This window comes from Lactobacillus sp. Sy-1 (assembly GCF_019303535.1).
GTDB lineage: Bacteria > Bacillota > Bacilli > Lactobacillales > Lactobacillaceae > Nicoliella.
This window is the reverse complement of the sequence record NZ_JACCIU010000001.1, coordinates 1,055,176-1,080,884: the sequence shown is the minus strand read 5'-3', so window position 1 is coordinate 1,080,884 and position 25,709 is coordinate 1,055,176. Positions and strand designations below refer to the sequence as shown.

The 25,709-nt window shown below is 44.5% G+C and carries 25 protein-coding genes; 22 read left to right on the top strand and 3 right to left on the bottom strand.

Annotated elements, in window-relative coordinates; translation table 11 throughout:
- Positions 1–7 precede the first annotated feature (7 nt).
- A complete protein-coding gene (gene rpe / locus HZL42_RS04570) occupies positions 8–661 on the top strand; it encodes a ribulose-phosphate 3-epimerase (protein WP_219054490.1) in 654 nt (217 codons plus the stop codon).
- Positions 661–1,311 carry a thiamine diphosphokinase gene (locus tag HZL42_RS04565; protein WP_219054489.1) on the top strand — a complete coding sequence of 217 codons (651 nt, stop codon included), beginning with the start codon at positions 661–663 and terminating at the stop codon, positions 1,309–1,311. The genes rpe and HZL42_RS04565 overlap by 1 nt, the downstream gene beginning before the upstream one ends.
- A 42-nt stretch (positions 1,312–1,353) precedes the next feature.
- Here the strand turns inward: HZL42_RS04565 and rpmB are convergent, their stop codons facing one another.
- Positions 1,354–1,539: a 50S ribosomal protein L28 gene (rpmB, locus tag HZL42_RS04560; RefSeq protein WP_219054488.1), complete on the bottom strand. Its 186-nt coding sequence runs from the start codon at positions 1,537–1,539 to the stop codon at positions 1,354–1,356.
- A 217-nt stretch (positions 1,540–1,756) separates the two neighbouring features.
- On the opposite strand from rpmB, the gene HZL42_RS04555 reads away from it, so the two are divergent.
- The 18 genes from HZL42_RS04555 (at position 1,757) to rplS (ending at position 20,262) form a co-directional block, all read left to right on the top strand.
- Positions 1,757–2,119: an Asp23/Gls24 family envelope stress response protein gene (locus tag HZL42_RS04555; protein WP_219054487.1), complete on the top strand. Its 363-nt coding sequence runs from the start codon at positions 1,757–1,759 to the stop codon at positions 2,117–2,119.
- 34 nt (positions 2,120–2,153) lie between these two features.
- Positions 2,154–3,833 (top strand): DAK2 domain-containing protein, encoded by a 1,680-nt coding sequence (locus HZL42_RS04550; RefSeq protein ID WP_219054486.1) that lies wholly within the window; start codon positions 2,154–2,156, stop codon positions 3,831–3,833.
- 48 nt (positions 3,834–3,881) lie between these two features.
- The gene (gene recG / locus HZL42_RS04545; protein ID WP_370629283.1) at positions 3,882–5,909 is read left to right on the top strand and encodes an ATP-dependent DNA helicase RecG; all 2,028 of its coding nucleotides are present in this window, start codon (positions 3,882–3,884) and stop codon (positions 5,907–5,909) included.
- A gap of 12 nt (positions 5,910–5,921) precedes the next feature.
- On the top strand, positions 5,922–6,959 hold the full coding sequence (gene plsX, locus HZL42_RS04540) for a phosphate acyltransferase PlsX (RefSeq protein ID WP_219054485.1): 1,038 nt from the start codon (positions 5,922–5,924) through the stop codon (positions 6,957–6,959).
- Between the two features lie 16 nt (positions 6,960–6,975).
- Positions 6,976–7,215, top strand: a complete 240-nt coding sequence (gene acpP, locus HZL42_RS04535) for an acyl carrier protein (RefSeq protein ID WP_219054484.1) — start codon at positions 6,976–6,978, stop codon at positions 7,213–7,215.
- A gap of 74 nt (positions 7,216–7,289) precedes the next feature.
- Entirely contained in the window at positions 7,290–7,979 is a 690-nt protein-coding gene (gene rnc, locus HZL42_RS04530; protein ID WP_219054483.1) for a ribonuclease III, read from the top strand.
- Positions 7,980–8,003: 24 nt separating this feature from the next.
- The gene (smc, locus tag HZL42_RS04525; protein ID WP_219054482.1) at positions 8,004–11,555 is read left to right on the top strand and encodes a chromosome segregation protein SMC; all 3,552 of its coding nucleotides are present in this window, start codon (positions 8,004–8,006) and stop codon (positions 11,553–11,555) included.
- 6 nt (positions 11,556–11,561) lie between these two features.
- Positions 11,562–13,124: a signal recognition particle-docking protein FtsY gene (ftsY, locus tag HZL42_RS04520; RefSeq protein ID WP_219054481.1), complete on the top strand. Its 1,563-nt coding sequence runs from the start codon at positions 11,562–11,564 to the stop codon at positions 13,122–13,124.
- Positions 13,125–13,191: 67 nt separating this feature from the next.
- Positions 13,192–13,533 (top strand): putative DNA-binding protein, encoded by a 342-nt coding sequence (locus tag HZL42_RS04515; protein WP_219054480.1) that lies wholly within the window; start codon positions 13,192–13,194, stop codon positions 13,531–13,533.
- A gap of 13 nt (positions 13,534–13,546) precedes the next feature.
- A complete protein-coding gene (gene ffh, locus HZL42_RS04510) occupies positions 13,547–15,004 on the top strand; it encodes a signal recognition particle protein (protein WP_219054479.1) in 1,458 nt (485 codons plus the stop codon).
- A 58-nt stretch (positions 15,005–15,062) separates the two neighbouring features.
- Entirely contained in the window at positions 15,063–16,205 is a 1,143-nt protein-coding gene (locus HZL42_RS04505; protein WP_219054478.1) for an ATP-binding protein, read from the top strand.
- A 14-nt stretch (positions 16,206–16,219) separates the two neighbouring features.
- The gene (locus tag HZL42_RS04500) at positions 16,220–17,485 is read left to right on the top strand and encodes a VWA-like domain-containing protein (protein WP_219054477.1); all 1,266 of its coding nucleotides are present in this window, start codon (positions 16,220–16,222) and stop codon (positions 17,483–17,485) included.
- A gap of 14 nt (positions 17,486–17,499) precedes the next feature.
- Complete coding sequence (locus tag HZL42_RS04495; RefSeq protein WP_219054476.1) at positions 17,500–17,793, top strand: hypothetical protein; 294 nt, start codon at positions 17,500–17,502, stop codon at positions 17,791–17,793.
- Between the two features lie 100 nt (positions 17,794–17,893).
- Positions 17,894–18,169, top strand: coding sequence for a 30S ribosomal protein S16 (gene rpsP, locus HZL42_RS04490; protein WP_219054475.1), 276 nt, complete (start codon positions 17,894–17,896; stop codon positions 18,167–18,169).
- A 10-nt stretch (positions 18,170–18,179) separates the two neighbouring features.
- Positions 18,180–18,431 carry a KH domain-containing protein gene (locus HZL42_RS04485; RefSeq protein WP_219054474.1) on the top strand — a complete coding sequence of 84 codons (252 nt, stop codon included), beginning with the start codon at positions 18,180–18,182 and terminating at the stop codon, positions 18,429–18,431.
- 70 nt (positions 18,432–18,501) lie between these two features.
- The gene (rimM, locus tag HZL42_RS04480) at positions 18,502–19,017 is read left to right on the top strand and encodes a ribosome maturation factor RimM (RefSeq protein WP_219282858.1); all 516 of its coding nucleotides are present in this window, start codon (positions 18,502–18,504) and stop codon (positions 19,015–19,017) included.
- A complete protein-coding gene (gene trmD, locus HZL42_RS04475) occupies positions 19,017–19,781 on the top strand; it encodes a tRNA (guanosine(37)-N1)-methyltransferase TrmD (protein WP_219054473.1) in 765 nt (254 codons plus the stop codon). Before rimM ends, trmD begins: the two co-directional genes overlap by 1 nt.
- 121 nt (positions 19,782–19,902) lie before the next feature.
- Complete coding sequence (gene rplS, locus HZL42_RS04470; RefSeq protein WP_219054472.1) at positions 19,903–20,262, top strand: 50S ribosomal protein L19; 360 nt, start codon at positions 19,903–19,905, stop codon at positions 20,260–20,262.
- Positions 20,263–20,323: 61 nt separating this feature from the next.
- Here the strand turns inward: rplS and HZL42_RS04465 are convergent, their stop codons facing one another.
- Positions 20,324–21,754 carry a C69 family dipeptidase gene (locus tag HZL42_RS04465; RefSeq protein ID WP_219054471.1) on the bottom strand — a complete coding sequence of 477 codons (1,431 nt, stop codon included), beginning with the start codon at positions 21,752–21,754 and terminating at the stop codon, positions 20,324–20,326.
- A 119-nt stretch (positions 21,755–21,873) separates the two neighbouring features.
- On the opposite strand from HZL42_RS04465, the gene glpK reads away from it, so the two are divergent.
- Positions 21,874–23,382, top strand: a complete 1,509-nt coding sequence (glpK, locus tag HZL42_RS04460; protein WP_219054470.1) for a glycerol kinase GlpK — start codon at positions 21,874–21,876, stop codon at positions 23,380–23,382.
- Here the strand turns inward: glpK and HZL42_RS04455 are convergent.
- Positions 23,379–24,197 carry a Cof-type HAD-IIB family hydrolase gene (locus tag HZL42_RS04455; RefSeq protein WP_219054469.1) on the bottom strand — a complete coding sequence of 273 codons (819 nt, stop codon included), beginning with the start codon at positions 24,195–24,197 and terminating at the stop codon, positions 23,379–23,381. The genes glpK and HZL42_RS04455 overlap by 4 nt on opposite strands.
- A 152-nt stretch (positions 24,198–24,349) precedes the next feature.
- Between HZL42_RS04455 and HZL42_RS04450 the strand changes: the two genes are divergently transcribed.
- The gene (locus HZL42_RS04450; RefSeq protein WP_370629296.1) at positions 24,350–25,708 is read left to right on the top strand and encodes an RsmB/NOP family class I SAM-dependent RNA methyltransferase; all 1,359 of its coding nucleotides are present in this window, start codon (positions 24,350–24,352) and stop codon (positions 25,706–25,708) included.
- The last annotated feature ends 1 nt before the right edge of the window (position 25,709 follow it).

The window sequence follows — 25,709 nt, the reverse complement described above, 5'->3', positions numbered from 1 at the left end:
AATTCAAATGATTAAAGTAGCTCCATCAATTTTAAGTGCTGATTACGTTAACCTTCAACGCGACATCGAAAAGGTTGAAAAAGGGGGGGCGGAATACCTACACATCGATATTATGGATGGCATGTTCGTTCCCGCTATTTCATACGGCCCAAACTGGGTAAAAGCAATCAGACCCATCTCAAAGATGATTTTAGACGTTCACATGATGGTTGAAAACCCAGAACGGTACATTGATACCTTTGCTGATGCTGGGGCCGACTTAATCGGGGTGCATGTTGAATCCACGCCCCACATTCACCGGGCCCTACAAATGATTAAGAACCGGGACGTAAAGGCTGAAGTGGTAATTAATCCTGGCACCCCAGTCGAAGCCATTAAACCAGTGCTATATATGGTGGACCAAGTACTAGTAATGACTGTGAACCCTGGTTTTGGGGGCCAAAAGTTCATTCCAGAAACGGTAAAGAAAATTAAGCAACTTAATGAAATCAAGCAACAAGCAGGCTATGACTTCGATATCGAAATCGATGGTGGGGTCAATGACCAGACCGTTAAGGGCGCTTATGAAGCGGGCGCAACGGTTGCCGTTGCTGGTTCGTATGTATTTGGTGCTAAGGATCCTGCAAGCAAGGTGCAAGCAATTAAGGATGCGACTAAGTAATGGTTAAACACCTGAATCTAATGAGTGGGGGTCCGGTTGATAATTGGCCGGATACCATTAAAAAACATCAGGTGGCAGGTGATTGGATTGGAATCGACCGGGGAACACTGCGGTTGATTGATTTAGGAATCGACCCCATTTATGCGATTGGTGATTTTGATTCAATGGCTCCTGATGAATTAGCGGTTGTTAAACAGCATGTCGCAAACATCCACCAGTCAAATCCTGAAAAGGATGATACTGATACCCAGTTGGGCTTGAAAATCGCTTTGCAACGCTACGCGGCGCAAACGATTGATATTTATGGGGTGACTGGGGGGCGGATTGACCACTTCTTGGCAAACTTTTTGATGGTTTTGGAGATGCGCTTTCGGATGTTTGCCCCCCGCATTCGATTGATTGATAATCAAAACACGATTAGCTACTTTCTGCCTGGTAAGCACCAGCTTCAAAAGGAAGCTGATAAGAAGTACTTAGCGTTTGTTCCGCTCAATCAAATGACCTTAACGTTATTTGATGAACGCTACCGGTTAGATCAATACCCAATTCAAAATCCAGTTTCACTTGCTAGTAATGAATTTATTGGCGATACTGGCAGTTTTGAATTTGATCAGGGCGTTATCGCCGTTATTCAAAGTAAGGACAAATAAAAAAAGACCAGTGAGAACTGGTCTTTTTTTATTAAAAAGTGATTATACACGAGTAACCTTACCTGATTTTAAGGTCCGGGCACTAACCCACACTTTTTTGGGTTTGCCATCAACTAAAATCCGAACTTTTTGCAAGTTTGGCTTCCAGCTACGACGTGAAGAATTTAAGGCGTGAGAACGCTTGTTACCGAAATGGGTTCTCTTACCGCTGATAAAGTCTTTAGCCATGATAATGCCTCCTTACTTTTATTTTTATACATTGCTTTTAATACACTACAATAATTTAGCATATTATCGCTATTATTGCAATACTTTTCTTTCAAGTATATTTACTTGACAGCTTTGAATCTCAAATTCAACTTCAACTCTTTTGATTAGTTGGTTCTTGTGGTAGTATTAATAGTTGATTATAGTGTATTTCGAATCTTTTAAGGAGGCTATTGCATTGGCCGTTAAAATTAAGACAAAGTACGGAATTGTAGACATTAGTAGCGACGTTATTTCTTCTGTTGTCGGAAGTGCAACCACCGATAATTATGGAGTGGTTGGAATGGCTAGTAAAAAACAACTCCGTGATAATATGAACAGTATTTTAAGAAACGATAACTACTCTAAGGGAGTCGTCGTTAAACAGGAAAAAAATGGAATTGCGATTGAAGTTAACATCATCGTTAGCTACGGAACTAAAATTTCTGAAGTGTGTCGAAACGTTCAATCCAAGGTAAAGTATAATTTAGAAACCATGCTTGGCATTACCGCCAACGCCGTAAATGTTGTAGTCCAAGGGGTTCAGGTTTTAAACGATTAAATCTAAACTGACCGCTTGTCTAGGGGGCAAACAATTGAGAGTAACAGAAATTGACAGTAATCAATTTAGAAGAATGATTAAAGCGGCATCAGTAACGCTAAAAAATAATGCTGATTTTATTAATTCGTTAAACGTATTCCCAGTTCCAGATGGGGACACCGGAACGAATATGAACCTATCGTTGGCTAGCGGTGCTAAGTACGTTGCCAATTCCACTAGTGAGTCAGTTGGCACCCTTGCAGAAGCATTTGCAAAGGGGCTTTTAATGGGTGCGCGTGGTAATTCAGGCGTGATCTTATCCCAAATTTTCCGGGGGTTTGCTAAATCCGTTAGTCAAAAGCCCCAATTGGACGCTAGTGATTTGAATGCGGCATTAGTAGAGGCGACTAAGACGGCCTATAGTTCGGTTATGAAGCCCACTGAGGGGACCATCTTAACGGTCATCCACGGGGCTGCTGAAAAGAGTCGGCAAAGCTATTCCAAAATGGACGTTGCCGAATTAATGGACGCTGTGAGCGCAGCTGCTGATGTAGCGTTAAAGAAGACAACGGACCTGCTACCGGTATTAAAACAAGTTGGCGTAGTTGATTCAGGTGGTCAGGGACTAGCGTTTGTCTTTAAGGCCTTTGCAGACTCATTAAACGGCCGCGAAGTTAAGGTTGAAAAAAACGAACCTGATAGTGAAGAAATGGACGAAATGATTGATGCTAAGCATCATAAGAGCGTTCAGGGTGAAATTGATCCAGCAGATATCAAGTATGGCTATTGTACTCAAATCATGGTCAGAATTGGGCATGGTAAAGAAGTTGAACGCCAATTTGATTACCAGCCATTTTACGATTACCTTGCTAAGCTGGGGGATTCACTCTTAGTCATTAACGATGATGAAATCGTGAAGGTCCACGTTCACACCGAACACCCTGGAAAGGTATTAGCCTGGGGTCAACAGTTTGGTGATTTAGCGACCGTTAAGGTTGATAACATGCGTCTCCAACAAGAAGATATCATTAATAATGATGCCGATGACGAACCAACCAAAGAAGAGGTCGACCGGCCTAACGATACGGCAGTCATTGCAGTTACCAGTGGTGATGGAATCGGAACGCTTTTTAATAGCCTGGGGGTTACTGATTTGATCAGTGGGGGGCAAACAATGAACCCTAGTACCCAGGATATTTTGGATGCAATTAATAATTCACACGCCAGTCGGGCGGTAATTCTACCTAATAACAGCAACATCTTTTTAGCTGCGGAACAAGCTGCTAAGGTTGCTTCCATTCCAACTGTGATCGTCCACACCAAGACGGTTCCACAGGGAATGACGGCCATGCTGGAATACGATCCATCAGCTGATTTAGCGGACTTAAAATCAGCAATGGAATCGAACCTCGAATTCGTTAAGAGTGGCGAAGTCACCCAGGCCGTTCGGGATACCGAATTAGATAACGTTCACATTAAAAAGAATCAATACATGGGAATTGTTGATGGTAAGATTACGGTTACCAGTTCAAACATGATTGATGCTGCTACCCAGATGGTAAAGGCAATGCTAGATGAAGATAGTGAAGCAATTACCATTATTTATGGTCAGGGTGCTAACGAACGGGAATCCCAAAAATTAAAGGATAACATCATGAAAATTGATGAAGACTTAGAAGTCGAAATTCATGAGGGGGACCAACCGGTCTATCCATTCCTAGTGTCTGTTGAATAAGCATGGTTAATCGGATTTGATTCCGATTTTTTTGTTCGGAGGTGATTTGTGATCAGCACTTTAAACGATTCAGTTGCAACGCTAAATGGGATTGGGCCCAAGAAACAATTAGTATTGAACAGCTTAGGAATTAAAACGATTGCTGATTTATTAAATTACTTTCCGTTTCGTTACGATAATTTTAAGGCCCAATCATTAGCAGATCTGCCGGCACAAGCTCAGGTTACGCTAAGGGGGGTAGTATTGGATTCCCCGAATCTATTTCGCTATGGTTATAAAAAAACCCGCTTAACATTTACGATGCGAGTCGAAAATGCAGCGGTTCGGGTAACCTTTTTTAACCAACCATGGCTAAAAAAACAAATTACCCCGAACCAACCGCTGGTCGTCTACGGACGCTTTGATCACCAGCAATTATCGATGGCTGGGATGCGGATTATCAGTAATACGACCAACAAAATGGACCCGATTTACTCCGTAAATAAGCAGATTCGTCAGGCAACGCTTCGCAAGTTGATTCAAGAAACTTACGAGCAATACCATGATCAAATCGCAGAAATCATTCCTGAATCGCTGCGGAAACGCTACCGGTTGGAGTCGCATCAGCAGGTAGTCCACGACATGCACTTTCCAAAAACGCTGGCTGATTCGAAGCGGGCGCTGCGGACCGCTAAATTTGAGGAATTTTTTATTTTTCAAATGCGGATGCAGCTACTGCGAATTCGTGATCATCAGTTTGCGGGGGTGCAAATTAATTACGACCATGCTGCCGTTGCCGCCTTCATTGCTGGGTTGCCATTTCAACTAACGAATGCCCAACAACGCGTTGTGAATGAAATTTTAGCGAACTTGGGTGATGATTCCCAGATGAACCGGCTCTTACAGGGAGATGTCGGCAGTGGGAAAACGATCGTTGCTGCAATTGCAATTTATGCTACGATTACTTCTGGTTACCAAGCAGCACTGATGGTTCCAACCGAAATTTTAGCTGAACAGCACGCCAATGGATTGGCTAAGATATTCGCAGACGTTCCCGTATCCATCGCATTGCTAACTGGTGATACTAAACCAGCGGTTCGAAAAGAAATCTTGCCACGGATTGAAAGTGGCGAACTTAACCTATTGATTGGCACGCACGCCTTAATTCAAGATGAGGTGGCCTTTCATAATTTAGGGTTAGCAATCATTGATGAGCAACACCGCTTTGGGGTCAATCAACGCGGGGCGCTGCGGAAAAAGGGTGATTCACCAAACGTCTTGACCATGACGGCGACCCCAATTCCCCGGACGATGACGTTAACCGCTTACGGTGAAATGGATGTTTCGGTAATTAATGAATTACCAGCGGGGCGCAAACCAGTCGTTACCCGCTGGATTCAAGAAAACCAATTATCGAACGTGCTACCATTTATTTTGCAACGGTTAACCCAACGGGATCAAATGTATGTGATTGCCCCGTTGATTGAAGATTCTGACCAATCTGAGATGCAAAGTGCTGAGGCGACCTTCGAAATGTTTAAACGTTCGTTTCCCGGCTTTCAAGTCGGGTTATTACATGGGCGGATGAAGGATGCCGAAAAAAATGCCATTATGACGGCGTTTAAGAACCAGGAAATTCAAATTTTGGTCTCAACGACCGTTATTGAAGTTGGGGTGGACGTCCCCAATGCCTCTTTAATGATGATCTTCAATGCGGACCACTTTGGGTTAGCGCAACTGCATCAGTTACGTGGCCGGGTCGGCCGGGGGCAAAAGCAGTCATACTGTATTTTAGTGGCTAATCCCAAAACCGAAGTGGGTAAGAAGCGGATGAACGTAATGGTTGAGACCAACGATGGATTTGTGGTGGCCCAAAAGGATTTGGAACTACGGGGAGCCGGCGACGTAATGGGCCGGCAACAATCAGGACAGATTCAATTTAAGATTGGCGACCCGGTTGCAGACCTTGTGATGCTTTCCTATGCCCAACAGGAAGCCAGGGGCATCATTAATGACCCGCATTGGACTGAAAAAACTGAAAATTTACCACTAGTTAAATATTTAAATGATGAATCACTAAATGATTCACTAGATTAGGAGCGATACGAAATGAAAATTGCAGTTGATGCAATGGGTGGCGATTACGCCCCCACCGAAGTTGTTAAAGGAGTCGAAATGGCACGGGACCTTCACCCCGACATGGAGTTTTTACTATTTGGCCCCAAAGACCAAGTCGAACCATTGGTTGCCAATACTGAACGCATCACCTTAGTGCATACCGAACAGGTAATTGAAATGGGTGAAGAACCAGTTAAGGCAATTAAAGCCAAAAAGGATTCTAGTATGGTAAAGGCTGCCGAAGCCGTTCATAATGGCGAAGCTGACGCATTTTTATCTGGTGGGAATACCGGAGCCCTACTGGCTGCGGGACTCTTTATTGTGGGTCGAATCAAGGGAATCGAACGCCCAGCGCTTACGACCACCCTGCCAATGGTGGAAGGCCCAAATGATAAGTTCGTAATGTTGGATGTGGGCGCCAATGCTGATTCCAGAGCCTTTCACCTCTACCAATATGCCTTTATGGGCGCCTACTATGCTGATGCCGTATTGGGCATTCAAAAACCCCGGGTCGGCCTATTAAATAACGGGACTGAAGCTGATAAGGGTGATAAACTCCACAAGGCAGTTCATGAACTATTGGCCGCTAACCATGATTTAAACTTCATCGGTAACGTTGAATCTCGAGAATTGTTAAATGGTGCCGCAGACGTTGTGGTTACCGATGGATTCACTGGAAATGCTGCGTTAAAGAGTACTGAAGGAACAGCACTAACCATGCTAAACTTAATTAAAAGGAGTATAATTAATGGTGGTTTAAAGGATAAACTAGGTGCTTACCTGCTTAAGGATACCTTTAATGACATTAATACCAAGTTAGATTACTCTAAGTATGGTGGTGCAGTGTTGATCGGGGTCAAGGCTCCCGTAGTTAAAATGCATGGTAGCAGTAAGGCCACGACCGTTAGAAACACACTGGGACAAATTCACACGATGGTTAAGTCTAATACGGTCGGGAAAATCGTTGATTACTTTAACACCCATGCTGATGCAATGAAGGCCATTAAGCAGGAAGCCAAGAATAATTAATTAGTAGGAGTAAATAATGACAAAAGATGAAGTTTTTAATAGGGTAGCTGATATGATTTCTGATCAATTTGAAGTTGATCGAAGTAAGATTACTGGCGATTTAAACTTTAAAAGTGATTTAGATGCTGATTCAATCGATTTTGTTGAATTCGTGTTAAACCTAGAAAGCGAATTTGGAGCAACGATTGATGATGAAGATGCTGAAAAATTAAATACGGTGAACGAAGCCGTGGATTACATCGTTAGTCATTCTTAAAAATAAAACATACATTAATGAAGGGGCGATTACATTTTGTAATCGCTTTTATTGAAATTAGGGGTGGAATAAAAATGGATGCAGCTTTTGATAAAGAATTAGCGGATAACTTTGGAATTAAATTTCATAATGAATCGCTACTGGACGAGGCGTTTACCCAGGCATCATACGTCAATGAACATCCAGGCCATAAGTTAAAGTTTTACGAACGGATTGAGTTTCTTGGGGATGCTGTTTATGAATTAGTGGTTTCAGAATATATTTTTAAACGGTATCCCGATTTACCTCAAGGCCAACTAACCCGGTTGCGAGCAGCAATGGTTAATGAACAAAGTTTCAGTAGCTTTGCGCGGGAATGCCACTTTGATAAGTACATTCGCTTGGGACACGGTGAGGAAAAGGCCAACGCCAGAAATCGGGATTCATTGCTTTGTGATATTTTTGAGTCGTTTATTGGAGCCGTTTATTTAGACCAGGGAATGAAACCGGTTGTCCGCTTTTGCGAAAAGGTAATTTTTCCAAAGCTCGATGCGGGATGGTTTGATGAGTTCTTTGACCATAAGACCGAACTACAAGAACGGGCTCAAGTAAATGGACCGGTGGCAATTGAATACCACCTGCTTGATGAAAATGGGCCCGAAAATCACCGCCGCTTTAAGGTGGCGGTCACAATTGATGGGCAGGAATACGGAATCGGCAGTGGCCATTCCAAAAAGAATGCGGAACAGGGGGCTGCTAAGCAAGCCCTGAAACATTTTGATTAATCTTGACAGAATTGGGGAATTAATTTGAAACTAAAATCAATGCAGCTAGTTGGTTTTAAATCATTTGCTGAAAAGACGACCATTGACTTTCAAAATGGGTTAACCGCCATTGTGGGACCGAATGGAAGTGGGAAAAGTAATGTAATTGAAGCAATTCGATGGGTGTTGGGGGAACAATCTGCTAAGCATCTGCGAAGTACAAAGATGGCTGATGTTATTTTTTCTGGTTCCAAAAACCGCCGGGCGTTAAATCGAGCGGAAGTCATCCTTACGTTTGATAATTCTGACCACTATTTAAAACCGGACTACACTGAAATCACTGTGACCCGAAAATTATTTCGAAACGGGGACAGCTACTACTACTTGAATCAACGGGAATGTCGTTTAAAAGACATTAACGACCTCTTGATGGATAGTGGAATTGGCCAGGGGTCGTTTTCGATTATTTCACAGGGAAACGTTGAAGCCATTTTTAATAGCAAACCACAAGATCGGCGGAACATCGTGGAGACGACTGCTGGGATTTATAAGTACCGGCAGCGCAAGCAGGTTGCTGACCATCGCCTATCTGAAACGAACGACAACTTGACCCGGGTGAACGACATCATAGCAGAGCTCAAAACGCAGGTGGTGACCCTGCGTGCTCAAAGTCAAGCGGCCGAACGGTTTCAGGAGTTAAACACCCAATTGAAGGATTGGCACCAAGCCAAGTTAACCGTCGATGCAAAGCGGCTCTTAGCTAGCTATACTGACGCTGAAAAGCAACTGGCTACCCAACAGGCGCAAGAAACCGATTTGACAGCTCAAATTGAGCAAATGCGGACTCAAAAACAGGATTTGCAACGCCAGATCGATCAGTTGAACCACCAACAAGACCAGGCTCAAGCCAAGTTACTCAAGCGGACCAATCAAATTGAACAGTATAGAAGCCAACTCAAATTGGATGACCAGCAGTCTAGTTTTAAGGCGGAACAATTATCCCGGGCTAAGGCGGATTTAGCGACCCTAGTTAACAAATATTCAGTGATTGAAGATCAGATTGGGACGGTTGAGCATTCCGTAGCCGAGCAACAACATATCATTGACCAGTTGAATGCCACCGTTGATTCGAATCCGCTTCCCGCCATTGAATCCAAAGTGACGAATCATAATCAAACGTTAACGGAGTTACGAAACCAATATTTAGACCTTTTACAACGGTCCAGTAGCTTGAAGAACCAAATTAACTTCGCTAGTAAGGATAACGCCCAATTTAGTCAACAGGAGCGTATCATTCACGACCGTCTCGCCGCCCATAAGCAGGCGGTGGCGGAGTTAGAAACTAAGCAGGCAGCGCTAACGACTAAGTTAACTGCTGCTCAAGCGCACCTTAAGGCTGATCATGAAAGGGTTACCCAGGCAGCTGCACAACGAAAGCAATTACGACTTGAACTCGAAAAAGAGCAGGGACAGTGGTACACCGAACTTAAAACCAAGCAGCAATTAACCGCACGTCTAAACGGGCTGGTTGAGTTTCAAAATCAACACGGCGGCTATTTTCAAGGCAGTCGGAATTTATTGAACCACCGGGACCAATTAACCGGCATCATCGGGGCAGTCGGTGAGTTCATCGAAGTGAATCGCGACTACATTAAGTCCATTGAGACAGCATTAGGGAACCGAATTCAACAAATCATGGTAACCGATAACGCTGCTGCGCGAGCGGCCGTTCAATTAATGACCCAACGCAAATTAGGCCGGGTGACCCTGTTACCGTTGAACAGCTTAACCAAACACCACCTTTCCCAAACGGTGGTGAATTCAATTCAAAGCCACCCCGGATATGTTGCGGTCGCCAGTCAGTTAGTAACGGTGGCGGATCAATATCAAGTGGTGATTGAGCACCTACTGGGCAACGTTGTTATTGCTAAGGATCTTCGCTCAGCAACGCAAATTGGCACTATTTTGAACCACCGCTATCGGATCGTGACCCTTGATGGGCAGGTCGTGAATGCTGGGGGTTCAATTACAGGTGGGGCAACCCAGAAACAATTTGATGGGATGCTGGTCCAACGTGAAAAGCAGGCGGAATTAAAGCAATCCGTCGATCAAGCTGCGCAGCGGGTTGCTGATTTAGAGACCCAGGTCAAAAATAAGCAGGCGCAATTACGCACCTTAGAACAGCAAAATGCTGAGCACGACCAATCACAACTAGCTTTAAAGCAGTCCGTTCAAATGTTAACTAGTCAGTTGGAACAGGTTCAATCAGAGATTGAACAAAAGCAACGGGAGGCTGCCACCCAGCGGATTAACCTGCAAAACCTCAGTGCTAATTTTGCGCAGTCTTCGGCGACTGATTTAGAGGCCGAATTGGATCAAATTAACGGGCAAATCGAACACAATCAAGCCCAGGTGAAACAAACTAATCAGCAACTAGCTGAACTAGATGCCAAGCGGCAACGGGCCACTGCTGACCACCAGGCCAGTCGGGAAAAATTAATTTTAGCCCAGGCCGAATTGGACCATCTGAACCAACGAATTGCTGATTTGAATCAGACCCTGGCGGAAAATCAAGCGGCCCAAATTGAAATTAACCAAACGATTAGTGGTTTAAACCAGCAAAGTACTGGAAAATTGACCAATGCGGATTTAAACCATAAAGTTAACTTGCTGCAACAGGCAGTGGTTGACTTGAAAGCCCAGATTACCACCAGGAAAACCACCCTGCAAAACTTGCATCAAACGGTTACCCCCCTCGATACAAAAATTGATCAAGCCCAAGATACGCTCTTGAACCATCGGACGACGATTGAACGCATAGAGCAGGGGCTACAATCCATTACCCAGCAGCTGCAGTCAATTAAGCTGGATGCTAGCCAAAAGTACGGACTTAGTTTTCAAGCCGTGGTGGATAATGACGTTGATGCTGATTTAGCAACGATTGAAGGGCACCTCACGGACTTAAAGAAGCAGGTTCAAGGATTGGGGCCGGTTAGCATTGATTCGATCACCCAGTTTGCGGAGGTGAACGATCGCTACCAATTTTTAAAGCAGCAAGCCGATGACTTAATTCAGTCGAAACAACAGTTAGAAGCGACTATGAATAAGATGGATGCCACCGTCAAGGACCGCTTTAAGAAGACGTTCGACCAATTGCAGCGGGCTTTTAAGGCCACCTTTAAGGAAATCTTTGGGGGTGGAGATGCAAAACTAAAATTAACGGATCCCCACCACCTGTTAACCACCGGGATTGAAATCATGGCTCAACCACCGGGCAAACGGTTCCGCAGTATGACCCTCCTTTCTGGGGGGGAACGCTCATTAACGGCAATTGCACTGCTATTTGCGGTGTTAAAGCTGCAACCAGTGCCGTTTGTAATTTTGGACGAAGCGGAATCAGCATTGGATCCAGCTAACGTTGACCGCTTTGCCCGCTATATTCAAAAACTAAAGGCGCAGACCCAATTCATTGTGATTACGCACCGCAAAGAAACGATGGTCTATGCTGATAACCTCTACGGAGTTACAATGCAAGACTCCGGAATTTCAAAGGTGTTAGCGGTGGACCTAAAGAAAGCGCAAACGACGAAAGGATGATTTTAAATGGGATTATTTGATATTTTTAAACGGCGTAGCAAAAAGAAGGAACAAGCAGCTGCTCAATCCGCTGAGCAAACTGAACAGCAATCTACGAACGCAGAATCATCTGAAACAGCGGCTGAAACGAGGAGTGGGATTCAATCGGCTTCCAGCCAAAGTAGTGAATCCGTTAATTCAGATTCAGCCACAGTGGGAAGTGAATCCAGTTCACAATCAACTGATGCAAGTGCTGAATCGGCAGAAGCAACGGAAAGCAGCAGTAACGCTAGTTCCGAATCCGCCTCATCAGTAGAAGCATCCAGTAAAGCAAGTGCTGAATCAGCAGAAGCAACTGAATCCAGTAGTAATACCAGTTCTGAATCCGCCTCATCAGTAGAAGCATCCAGTAAAGCGAGTGCTGAATCAGACGAAGCAACGTCAACTAGCAGTAACGCTAGCTCCGAATCCGCCTCATCGGCAGAAGCATCCAGTGAAGCGAGCGCTGAATCAGACGAAGCAACGGCAACCAGCAGCAACGCCAGCTCCGAATCCGCCTCCTCAGCAGAAGCGTCTAGTGAAGCGAGCGCTGAATCCGATTCCGCAAGTGCTAATTCAGCCACCGAAGACCAACCAGCAGTTCCTGAAGAAGCTGCTGAGGAAAGCGAAAAGTACGAACACGGGTTGGCAAAGTCCCGCTCATCATTCGGACAACGGCTCAATAAGTTGTTTGCCAACTTTAGATCGGTTGACGAAGATTTCTTTGACGACCTAGAGGATACGTTAATTGAATCAGACGTTGGATTCGACATGGCAGTTAACTTGACCGACCAGCTGCGTGATGAAGTAAAGCTTAGAAACGTTAAGTCTAGAAGTGAAGTTCAAAACGTGGTGGTGCAAAAATTAATCGAGTTATACGACGAAAATGGGAACGGTGAAAAGAACACGATTAACTTTGCAAAGGAAGGGCCGACCGTAATCCTCTTTGTGGGGGTTAACGGGGTCGGCAAAACGACAACCATTGGTAAAATGGCCAAGCTCTATCACGACCAGGGAAAGAAGGTCTTGCTGGCAGCTGCCGATACATTTAGAGCCGGGGCCATCCAACAACTGGACGTCTGGGCTAAACGAGACGAAGTCGACATCGTTAAAAAACCGGAAAAAAGTGATCCAGCATCAGTTGTATTCGATGCCGTTCAAAGGGCTAAGAAGGGTCAATATGACGTGTTATTCGTTGATACCGCTGGCCGACTACAAAATAAGGTTAATTTAATGAACGAGCTTTCCAAGATGAAGAAGATTTTGACCCGTGAAATTCCAATGGCGCCCCACGAAGTGATGTTGGTATTGGATGCAACGACCGGCCAAAATGCATTGAACCAAGCTAAGCTGTTTAAACAGGTTACCGATGTAACGGGAATTACGTTGACTAAGCTAGATGGGACCGCTAAGGGTGGAATCGTTCTTGCAATCAGAAACGAACTTCACACCCCGGTTAAGTACGTTGGATTGGGTGAAAAAGTCGGCGATCTACAACCATTCAACGCTAGTGACTTTGTCTATGGATTGTTCAACGGTTTGTTAAAATAATTGACGAAACTCCTTTAAATTATGTATTCTATAGGATAAAGGGTTGCAATGAGACGGAGGAATGACCTTGGAATTAGCAAAGAATTACCGGATCAATTCACTATTGTCGTTTTATCGGCCCCTGTTGACCAAAAAGCAGAATAGCTACATGCAACGCTACTACGTTGATGACTATTCACTAGGTGAAATTTCTGAGGAATTTTCGATTAGTCGACAAGCAGTTTACGATAACATTCGGCGGACTGAATTAATATTGGAAAAATATGAATCCCAACTCCATCTTTACCATGACTTTGTGTCACGAAATCAAAAGACGGATCGGATTAAGGAATATGTAAGCGCAAATTACGCGACTGACGCCGAATTGGTCGGCTTAGTGGCTGATTTAGAAAAAATAGAAGAAGAATGAAAGTGGTGAAATAATGGCATTTGAAGGTTTAACTGAACGACTCCAAAAGGCCATGCGGAATCTTCGTGGAAAGGGTCGGGTCAGTGAGTCCGACCTAAGAGCCACCATGCGTGAAATTAGACTGGCGTTATTAGAAGCCGACGTTAATTTCGGGGTGGTTAGAAAGTTTGTTAAGCAGGTCCAAGAACGGGCCAAGGGTGCTGACGTTTTAGAAGGATTGAATCCAGCTCAACAAATCGTTAAAATTGTTGATGAAGAATTAACCAAGATGATGGGGGAATCAGCAGTTCCCCTTAATAAGTCCGATAAGATTCCAACCGTTATTATGATGGCTGGGCTCCAAGGGGCGGGGAAAACGACTACTGCTGGAAAGTTAGCCCTAAAGTTAAAGAATGACCAAAAGGCGCGGCCACTGCTGATCGCAGCCGATATCTATCGGCCGGCTGCCATCGATCAACTTCAACAAGTTGGTCAACAGGTAGACGTGCCCGTCTTTTCAATGGGGACTGACGTCGACCCCCGCGAAATTGTCGAAAAGGGAATGGCGCAGGCAAAGGAAAACCATAATGACTACGTGATTATTGATACGGCCGGGCGGCTCCAAATCGATGAAAAATTGATGGATGAGTTAAAGGATATCAAGGAAATGGTTCACCCCGACGAAATTCTGTTGGTCGTAGATGCAATGACCGGACAAAATGCGGTTGAAACTGCCGAAGGATTTAACGATGCCCTGGGCGTTACCGGGGTGGTATTGACCAAGTTAGATGGTGATACCCGTGGTGGGGCCGCCCTCTCGATTCGGGCCGTGACCGATAAACCAATTAAGTTTGTTGGGCAGGGTGAAAAGTTAACCGACTTAGACGTCTTTCATCCGGACCGGATGGCTTCTAGAATCCTTGGAATGGGGGACATCCTTTCATTAATTGAAAAGACCCAAAAGGATTATGATCAAAAGCAAGCCGAAGAAATGGCCGAAAAGATGCGGGAAAACACCTTTGATTTTAACGACTTTTTGGATCAAATGAAGCAAATTCAAAAGATGGGGCCACTAGAAGACATCATGAAAATGATTCCGGGAATGGCTAATAATCCGGCTTTAAAGAACGTTAATATGGACCCGAAGGACATCGCACACATTGAAGCGGTAATTTATTCCATGACCGCCAAGGAACGGGAGGATCCAGACCTCTTGAACCCTTCCAGACGGCGGCGGATTGCCCGTGGTTCTGGACGTCCAATTCAAGAAGTGAATCGGATGATCAAGCAGTTTAATTCGATGAAAAAAATGATGAATAAGATGTCTAATGGAAACATATCCGGCATGGAAAACATGATGAACGGACTCGGTGGCAACACTCCTGGAATGGGTGGTGGCATCGGTGGGAAACTATCGAACCTTGCCATGAAGCGGATGGCTCGGAAAATGAAAAAGAATAAGAAACGCCGCATTAAGAAGCGGAAGAAGTAATTTAAAGTCATTGCCGCTGGTCGCGCAATGACTTTTTCAGTTTTAGGAGGTGGGTACAATGGCGTTAAGTTATCAACAACTAATGCTAGCTGCAAACGTGGTCATTCAAGGGGGCAACGTTCCTAATATCGTTGGGGAAGCGGGCATTGGGAAATCAGCGCTGGTGGCCGACTTAGCGCGTCAAAACGGAGCCGAACTATTTACAACGGTGGTCAGTTTGTCCGAAAAGGGTGATCTGGCAATTCCGGTTCCCCCATTGACTAGCGATTCGTTTGTTAACACTAAGGACTATGGCAAGTTGGCCGATGTCCAATTTGGTTATTCGCACCAGTTGATTGAAATCATTCAATTTGCGCAACAACATCCAAACCAGCCAATCTATTGGTTCTTGGATGAATTTAACCGGGGGAGTCAGGGTGTACAGAGTGAGTTAATGAACCTGGTCCTCCAACGTTCGATCAACAGTCTGCGACTTCCAACTGAGGTACGCATCATCATCGCTGAAAATCCTGATGCAACCATGAGTGGGTTTACCAATAGCGACTACCATGTGGTGGGAGGCGATGATGCAATTAAGGATCGGACGGTGAGGTTAGTCTTAAAGACCGATATTCACGATTGGTTGAAGTGGGCTCAGGAACGGGCGACAATTCACCCCGCAGTTATCGATTACCTTACACAACATCCTGACATGCTGAGCACCCAGTTGAGTGGGGATGACTTGTTCCCCACCCCGCGGGCCTGGGAGCGACTTTCTAATAACTACCAGGAGTTATTAAAACTACCATTGGAGCAGCGAAAAGCGATTCAATTAGACGTGTTTGCTGGTGACATTGGCAACCAAGCCGCCGTGGCCTTTCAAACGTTTTTAGACCGGGCCGAGCAATCCAATTTAGTTGAGCAATTATTTAGTGGCGATTTTCAGGATGCCCTGACAACCTTTGCAAAATTAGACCAGGTGGACCGGGTTGCAATTATTAAGGCGGGAATCGCAAAGCAGGCTGATTTATCAGCTGATTTTGCGCTGCGTCTGGGGCAGTTATTAAAACTAATTAACCCCGATGGCCAGTACACTTGTTGTTTGGCGTTGATCGATAATCCAACCCAGTTACAACGAATTTATGAATTAGCCGAGGCCGCTCAACCGACGTTCGTCGATTTATATCGGCAGATTGAACAAATTGGATTTGATACCCTTTAACGGGAGGTGGCTGGATGCAAGTTGAAAATAATTTAGCCCGGTTGCAATCCCAATCGGGCGTAAACGTGGCCCTAATTGATGGCATTATTAGCGGACAGTTAATTCAGATTCTCAAAGCCGATCGGTTTAGCGGCGAGCTTTTAATGCAACTGCCCCGCCACTTTGCAAATCAATTTGATGGGAACATTGGGTTAAGCTGGATTAACCACCAGATTAGCATCGTAATTAATCCACAGCGGTTTAAAGCCGCTGATTTAACGGCGAGTCAGTTGGATGGAATTTTGAAGCAACTCGCCCTCCACGTTGCGTTTTGCCATCCACTGATGTATTCACACGCCACCGCATTGAACCAATTAGCTTGTGACATTGTTGTTGATCAATACCTGGGGGCGCAGAGTACCCACACGTTAGATCAACTAAATTTCCAAATGGGGGGCAATCTAGCTGAACAGATGGGCTCACATTACTACCTAGCTGCATTAAAACGAATGCAAGCTAGCGGGACCGATTCGGTGGAACGAAACGCTGAGCAATTAATTAACGGTAATCAAAATAATCACGATGACCACACGGGTTGGCAACGGTTTAGCGAACAAGAACGGACCTTGCAGACGGGGGAATTAAAACACATCGTGACCAGGGCGGTCCAGCAGACGCCGGAAAAACAGCGTGGCACCGTTCCCGGAAATGTTTTACAGCAAATTGAATCGATGAGAGCGGCGCCGCATATTCGCAACTGGCGGACGCTAATCCGATTGGGCTTAGGGACGATGCCAATTGGCAGTCAGGAATCACGGGCCAGATTCAACCGCCGGCAAGCATATCGAATGGAACTGAGCGGCCGAATTAGCAATACGGTTAGGAGCATCAACATCTTCGTTGATAATTCTGGCTCGATGGGGGATGCTGAAATCAGTTCACTCCTCAACGAAATCAATCACTTTTTGAGGCAACTAGCGGTTCCGGTTACCATCTATAGCTTCGATGCCCAAGTGCATGCAAAAACGAGCTACCGAGCTAATAACGGGAATCAAATTCAGTTTCGACGGTTAGGCGGCGGGGGAACCAGTTTTCAGGCCGTCTTTGATTATTTGAATCAGCATCGTAATCAGTTAGTTGATACTTTAACCATCATTTTAACGGATGGTCACGGTGAAAAAATAATTAACGACCATGGATTCAAAAATATCCTCTGGATTCTAAGCACGCCCGTGCAAGCATTTTCGCTATTAGGATCCGGTTATCCTGGTAACTTGGTTTCGATCAACACCGTTCACTAAGAGGAGGAATTGATATGCAACGGTTAAATCCAGAAACACTGACAATGCTGTTTAAGGGTGCCCCCAAGATAAAACGGGCAATGGCGCTGCTTCATGACCAGTGGCAAAACTTAGACGACGATAATCCATTCATGCCACAAAAAATGACCCCCGAAATGATTGGGTTAGCGAAACAACTACTAGCAACCGGACTGGTGACGGCAAAAATCGATTTTAATGATTACCAGTCGGTCCAAGCGTTTATCATGCACAATAATAGTTATATTGATGCGGGGGCCAAGGCGGTATTATTAGCGCCATTCCAATAGTTAGTTTAAAAAATTGCATGGTGTAAAGAAAAAAACCTTTACATCTCGTTGAAATCCTGATATATTATTATTTGTTAAAAGAAATATAGGAGGTGTTTGAATGTCAGTTAAAATTCGTTTAAGAAGAATGGGTTCAAAGAAGCGTCCTTTCTACCGTGTCGTTGTCGCAGACTCAAGAAGTCCTCGTGATGGTCGTTTCATCCAAATCGTTGGTACTTATAACCCACTTACTAAGCCATCACAAGTTAAGCTTGAAGAAGACGATATCTTGAGTTGGTTAGGTAAGGGTGCACAACCTTCAGATACTGTTCGGAACTTATTGTCCAACGCAGGAATCATGAAGAAATACCACGAATCAAAATCCACTAAGAAATAAGTGATTAGTAATGACGACTAATTTTGACAAGTTAATTAAAACAATCGTTAAACCTCTGGTGGAATACCCAGATGATATTACTATTCAGCATAATGAGACTGACCGGTTTTATGAATATCATTTAAAAACCAACCCTAAGGACGTGGGTAGAATCATCGGTAAAAAGGGCCACATCGCCCAGACGATTCGGACCATTGTCTACAGTGTCCGTGTTAATGGTAGTAAACGGGTTAGATTGATTATTGAAGATGGTCAAAAATAAAACTCTTAGATAAAACCACTGGTTTTATTTAAGAGTTTTTTTAGTCGAATACAGAAGGTAGGTAATCATCATTTCATACTATAATATTGGTAAAATCGTTAATACGCAGGGCATCCATGGTGAGGTCCGAGTGATTTCAATCACGGACTTTCCAGAAAATCGGTTTGTGGTGGGCAATCAGGTAACTGCTTTCTTACCAAATGGGACTCAGGTTGAATTAACAATTGATAAGGTGCGAACCCAAAAGAGCTTTGTGATCCTACACTTTAAGGGCCACGACTCCATTAATGACATTGAGTTTTTAAAACCATCGACCCTCAAAATTACGGATGAACAGCTATCCGCTGATGACTTAGCAGCGGGTGAGTACTACTACCACCAAATTTTAGGATTAGCCGTTTATGATTTAGCAAATAATTACCTCGGGAAGATTACTGATATCATGGATACCGCCGCTAATGACGTTTGGATCGTTACCCGTGAAAATGGTAAAGAGTTACTTTTACCAAAAATCGAACAAGTAATTAAAAAAGTTGATTTAACTAACCAGCGGGTTACCATTGATTTATTGGAGGGGCTTGAATAATGAGGATTGATGTTCTTAGTATTTTCCCGCATATGTTTGATGGTCCGATGCGTGAATCAATCGTTGGTAAAGCAATTGAAAAGGGCATTTTAGACGTGGCTGTGACTGACTTTCGGGATTATTCAACCAATAAGCACCATAACGTAGATGACTATCCATTCGGTGGTGGAGCGGGAATGTTACTCCAAGCTCAGCCCATATTGGATGCGTTTACAGCTACTCAGGAAGCGGCAAAACAACAAGGGCATTCTAGCGGACGGGTAATTCTATTGGATCCAGCCGGTAAGCAGTTCGATCAAACGGTGGCAGGGGACTTGGCTAAAGAAGACCATCTCACCTTTATTTGTGGTCATTATGAAGGATACGATGAGCGGATTAAGTCGGTGGTGACCGATGAATATTCGATGGGCGATTTTATCCTAACTGGTGGTGAGTTACCAGCAATGACAATTATCGATGCCACCGCTCGCTTGTTGCCGGACGTGCTTGGTAACCAAGCGTCTGCACCGGGCGATTCCTTTTCCACCGGACTACTTGAGTATCCTCAATACACCAGACCGGCTGATTTTAGGGGGATGAAGGTTCCCGACGTCTTGATTAGTGGGAACCACCAAAAGATTGCTGAATGGAAGCAAAAGGAGTCATTACGCAAGACACTATTACGGCGTCCGGATTTGATTGATTACCAAAAGCTAACCGCCGAGCAGAAACGGCTCCTGGCCGAGGTAAAGATGGAAGAATATCCAGACCCAGATTATGATTAATCACCTTTACATTCAGTTGTGACTGTGATAACATTATTTTTGTTGTATTGAACACCAATTAAAACGGTATTCCGCTGCTAGAGACTTTGGCATGAATGCTAGTTGAAAGGAAGATATATTTATGCGTCAAAATAGTTTAATCGAAAAGATCAATGCTGATCAATTAAAATCTGATGTACCAGATTTTCGTGCCGGGGACACTGTTCGTGTTCACGTTAAGGTTGTCGAAGGTGACCGTGAAAGAATCCAATTATTCACTGGAGTTGTAATCAAACGCCGTGGATCTGGAATTCAAGCTACTTACACTGTTCGTAAGACTTCTAGTGGTGTTGGTGTGGAAAGAATTTTCCCATTACACTCACCACGGGTTGACAAGATCGAAGTGCTTAGATTAGGTCGGGTTCGTCGTGCTAAGCTTTACTACTTACGTGAACTTAGTGGTAAGTCCGCTCGGATCCCTGCTACTCGTCGCAAACGTTAATTTTAAAATTAAAATTAAACAAAATAACCATCAGTCCGCTTGGATTGATGGTTATTTTTGTCTAAAGATTTAAATCTTGTTTGTAGTTAAGTGGCGACAAGTCGGTTGACTGGGTAATTAACTGCGCGGTGAGTTTCCGATACGCATTTAGGGCTAGTTGAGCAGCTTGGTTACTAACGTCGTTAGCCACCGCGATTGCTTCTGATTTAGAGAGCCCAACTGCTTGCCGATCGGCACTTAAAATTAATTGCCGGTACTTAATGGAAAGGGTTTCCTTTGTTTCCATTAGTAAATCACCAAATGCAAGGTAGTGTGGATCAACTAACACTCCGGCGAGCTTAAAAATCCAGTAGGCCGAGTGAGCATCATATTCAGCCGCACCAATTTGGTACTCATCTGGAACGGTGGTGATACCACTCAAAAATGGAACGTAGGTGCTTTGGGCAGCGACGCCCATTGCTAACCAGTGAATGTTCCCAATGGCTTTTGGTAAATTAGGCCGTAATTGGAGCACGTGGGACTCCTGCGTCTTAGCAAGGCTAATTGGACGGAATCTCTTTTTATCGGCTTCAGAGCCGCTACCAATTGGATCGTAGGGGGTTTCTTGGAAGTGGGATGATAGAAATGCCTGGGCATCATCAATTGAAATCTTTTGAGCGGGTTTTCTTAACATCGGCATCTCTTGGCTCGTGGGTGATTGCTCAACTTCTGGGTTGAACATTCTTTGCCCGTACCAGACCCGCGGGGTATTGTAATAGGTATCAGATTGACTATGGGTCCCAAAGATTTGCCGAAAGTTAAAGCGGCCGTCAATTGATGGATTTAAATGGTGTTGGGCAACAAATTCGCGAATCCCGCTAGACCACATGAAATCAGCCGGGTTATCAAAATCGATTTCTTGGACTGCCATTTGATTAGAAACCACCGCATAGCAATCGTCTGGAATTTTAATTGCGACCCAGTGATGACCGGAACCAGTGTCCATATACCACGCTTCGTCATTGTCAGCAAATAGAATCCCGTTGCTTTCACAGGTCCCGTATTTTTCGATGATGGTGCCTAACCGCCGGACCGCCTGTCGAGCGGTTTTTACATATGGCAAGATCACCGTTACCATTGCCTCTTCACCAATTCCATCGCTAACCAGTGGATCGTAGCCCAATACGGTCGCATTAGCGTAGGTACTTTCGGTCGCACTCATTGCGACGCCGTATTCATTAAAACCGTCCTCTTCAAAGCGGCCGTATTGGTCCGTCCATTCCGGAGTGGATTCGTATTGGAAGCGGGTTTTAGGAAGCGGCAACTTAAATCCGTTATCGTTTGACTTAAACAGCTGCGGAGTTTCAAATTGACGACGTTCAAAGACCTTGAGGTGCTTAGGCCATGCTGCTTTAGCGTCTTCGTTACGGCCAATCATAATGGAACCGTCGAGACTAGCATTTTTACCAACTAAAATACTGGTACATGCTGAATAATATGGAGCTGAACTCATTTTAGAACCATCCTTTCTGTAATCATAATAAATTATAACGATTATTCATTATTGAAACCAGCGTTTAAAATCATGATATAATAATAGGCATTAAAGACCTTACGAATGGAGTCATTTCATTGAAGAATCAACAATACATTATGTCCATTGACGCTGGAACCACTAGCGTTCGGGCGATTATCTTTGATCACCATGGACACATCTTACAAAAAGCACAACGCGAGTTTAAACAGTACTTCCCCAATTCAGGATGGGTTGAACACGACGCCAATGAAATTTGGAGTGCCGTTCAAACCGTTATTTCTGATGCATTGATTTCAGCTGAAATTCCACCATATAAGATTCAGGGAATTGGGATTACGAACCAACGAGAAACGACCGTGATTTGGGACCGGCATACCGGAAAGCCAATCTATAATGCGATTGTATGGCAGTCCAAACAGACCAGCCAAATCGCTGATGATTTAAAAGCGGCTGGTAAAACCGATATGATTCACCAAAAAACGGGGTTAGTAATTGATTCATATTTCTCGGCTACCAAAATCAAGTGGATTTTAGACAACGTCGCGGGAGCCCGGCAAAAGGCTGAAAATGGCGACTTATATTTTGGCACGATCGATACCTGGTTGCTTTGGAAGTTAACCAGTGGGCATGTTCATGCGACTGACTACACGAATGCCAGTCGCACGATGCTGTATAACATTCACGACTTACAATGGGATTCAGAAATATTGCAGTTATTGGACATCCCCGCATCAATGCTACCGGAGGTGAAGCCCTCTTCGCATAATTTTGGGTACACCTCTAACTTCACGTTTTCCGGAGTGCAGGTTCCCATTACCGGGATTGCGGGTGATCAACAAGCCGCTTTATTTGGTCAGTTAGCACTAGAACCAGGGATGGTCAAAAATACTTACGGGACCGGGGCGTTCATTGTAATGAACACGGGTTTGGAACCCACCATTTCAGATAAGGGGTTATTGACCACCATTGCCTATGGAATCGATGGGCAGGTGCATTACGCCCTTGAAGGAAGTATCTTCGTAGCCGGTTCCGCAATTCAGTGGTTGCGGGATGGAATGCGGATTATTCAGCATGCTTCTGAGACCGAAAAAATGGCTGAACAAGCCGCTGATAGTGGGGTTTATGTAGTACCAGCGTTCACTGGCTTAGGGGCTCCATACTGGAATCAAAATACCCGTGGAGCGGTGTTTGGGCTTACCCGTGGCACGAGTCGGGAACAATTTGTCCGCGCAACGCTAGATTCGTTGGCTTACCAAACCAAGGACGTCGTGAACACCATGGTTTCAGATACGCAATTAGCGTTAAAAACGCTTCGGGTCGATGGGGGCGCCGCTAATAATGATTATTTGATGCAATTTCAAGCTGATATTTTAGACATCCCAATCGAACGGTCCGCCATTTCTGAAACGACAGCCCTGGGAGTTGCCTACCTAGCGGGCCTTTGTGTTAACTATTGGCATGATATCGATGAAATTAAGGCGACGGTTGGTCAGTTTGCGGACTTTGAGCCGGCAATGAGTAGTGCCACCCGTGATAAATGCTATGCGGGTTGGCAACGGGCGGTCAAGGCCGCGCAAATTTTTGGGGATGTAAAACCAGACTAACTAAAGGTCTCGTTAAGGTATTTAGCAACCCCGTTTTGTTCGTTATTGTATTTAGTAACAACGTTCGAAACGGCCTTAATGGAATCAACCGCATTCTTCATCGCAACCTTGGTGCCGGCTGCGCTTAGTAGTGGGAGGTCGTTAACTTGGTCGCCAATTGCGATGATGTCTTTTTTAGCAATGTTGAAGTTTTGAGCGAGTTGTTTGACGCCGTAAGCCTTATCAACGCCGCTGCGTTTGATTTCAAAGATGGAAAGTGGCCCGCCCCAATGGGCAATTTCGACTTGATTCCCGTAGTGATCGGCCACGAATTCCTCTAATTGAGGTAACTTAGCGGCATCATAGTCAATTGCTAAGTCAATTGGATTATGGGTCAGGTTGGTGGCGTTTAAGACTTGGTCTGGTGCCACATGGTTAGGGAAAAACCCACATGACACCTTAAATAACTCATCGCTGGCTGGTTTACTTGCTAAGATTGAATGCTTATCTTCGGCTACTATGATGTTAATGCCGAGGGCTTCTTTATGATCAAGGAGGTCCAATACAATTTCGCGGTCAACGGAAAATTCATACTGCCCACTCCAAGCGTATTCTGGGACGATACCTAAGCTACCGTTAAAGTTGATCATCGGGGTTTTTAAACCGAGCTTTTGGTAGGCAGGTAACGCTAGTCTAGTCGAGCGGCCGGTCACAATACATACGATGTGGCCCATTGAGATAACCTTTTGAACTGCTTGAACGGTAGCGTCAGTGACTTCTGAATTTTCGTTTAGGGTGGTGCCATCTAAATCGAGGGCAATTAATTTTGGGGTCATTTACGGTCTTCCATTTCTAATTAGATTTAAATAAATTATCACTGATTGTTTAACACTTTGTCAATCATTGTGCCCGTGGTTACCATCTCATTTTACATTTTCAGCATGATGTATTAGTGCTTTGTTACTCATTAAATAAGGAGAGAATCATTATTTTAAAGCTACCTGAACAATTTAAATTAAAATATGAAAAGTTGTTGGGGGATCAGGCGGAGGCCTTCTTCCAGAGTTTTGAACAACCGGTGAACCACGCCTTTCGGATTAACCCTTTAAAACAACACCTACCAAATGAAGAATCATTATCGGATCCGGTTCCCCACTGTCAATGGGGGTACTATGGAAAGGTTAACGGGAAGTCCGTTGACCACCAAAGTGGCGCCGTGTATAGCCAAGAACCCAGCGCAATGTATGTGGGGGAAGTAGCCGCTCCTAAACCCGGGATGAAGGTCTTAGACCTGTGTGCAGCTCCTGGTGGGAAATCCACCCACCTGGCGAGTTTTTTGGATAACACCGGGTTGTTAGTTTCAAATGAAATTAATTACAAGCGAGCCAAAATTCTGGTGGAAAATCTAGAACGGTTCGGAGCGCAAAATACGGTTATTTTAAACGAAGATCCACAGACGCTTCGCAAGCACTTTCCAGCTTACTTTGATCAAATCCTAGTTGATGCCCCCTGTTCTGGGGAGGGGATGTTTCATAAGGATCCGGATGCGACCCAGTACTGGAATTCAGATTACCCCAGTGAATGTGCAGTCCGCCAACAAGCGATTTTAAGTGATGCTGTTCAAATGCTTAAACCGGGTGGCGAATTAGTTTATTCTACCTGTACCTTCGCGCCGGAAGAAGATGAACAGATCATTGCCTGGTTACTAACTAAGTATCCATTTGAGATGGTGCCAATCAACAAGGATGCGGGGATGGTGGATGCTAAGCCTGAATGGGCAGATGGTAATCCTGAAATTGCGAAGGCGGTCCGGTTATTTCCCCACCTGTTTAGGGGGGAAGGCCACTTTATTGCTAAACTAAGGCTTAAAGAGGCGGTAAATAACCCCAAACCGATTAAAAAGTTTGAACGGGGCAATTTAAACCGGGAACAAAAACAACTCTGGGCTGATTTTATGGCTGACAACATCGATCAGTTACCAATTAACGACTTAATTTGTTTTGGGGATCAGCTCTATACGTTACAAGCGAACATCCCCGAACTAAAGGGATTGAAGGTCATGCGGCCCGGACTATTATTTGGAACGTTTAAAAAGAAACGCTTCGAACCTAGTTATGCACTGGCGTTAGCGGTTCAACCCGCGTCAATGAAGAAAACGGTGGTAATTGACCATGCCCAGTGGGCTAAATATGTGCATGGCGATACGTTTAAGCTAGTCGATGATGCACAACTAACTAAGGGTTGGTATCAGTTAATCTGCGATGATCAAGCAATCGGCTTTGGGAAAAACGTGAATGGCACGATCAAAAACTTCTTCCCCAAGGGGTTACGGTTCGCTGCTAAATAAA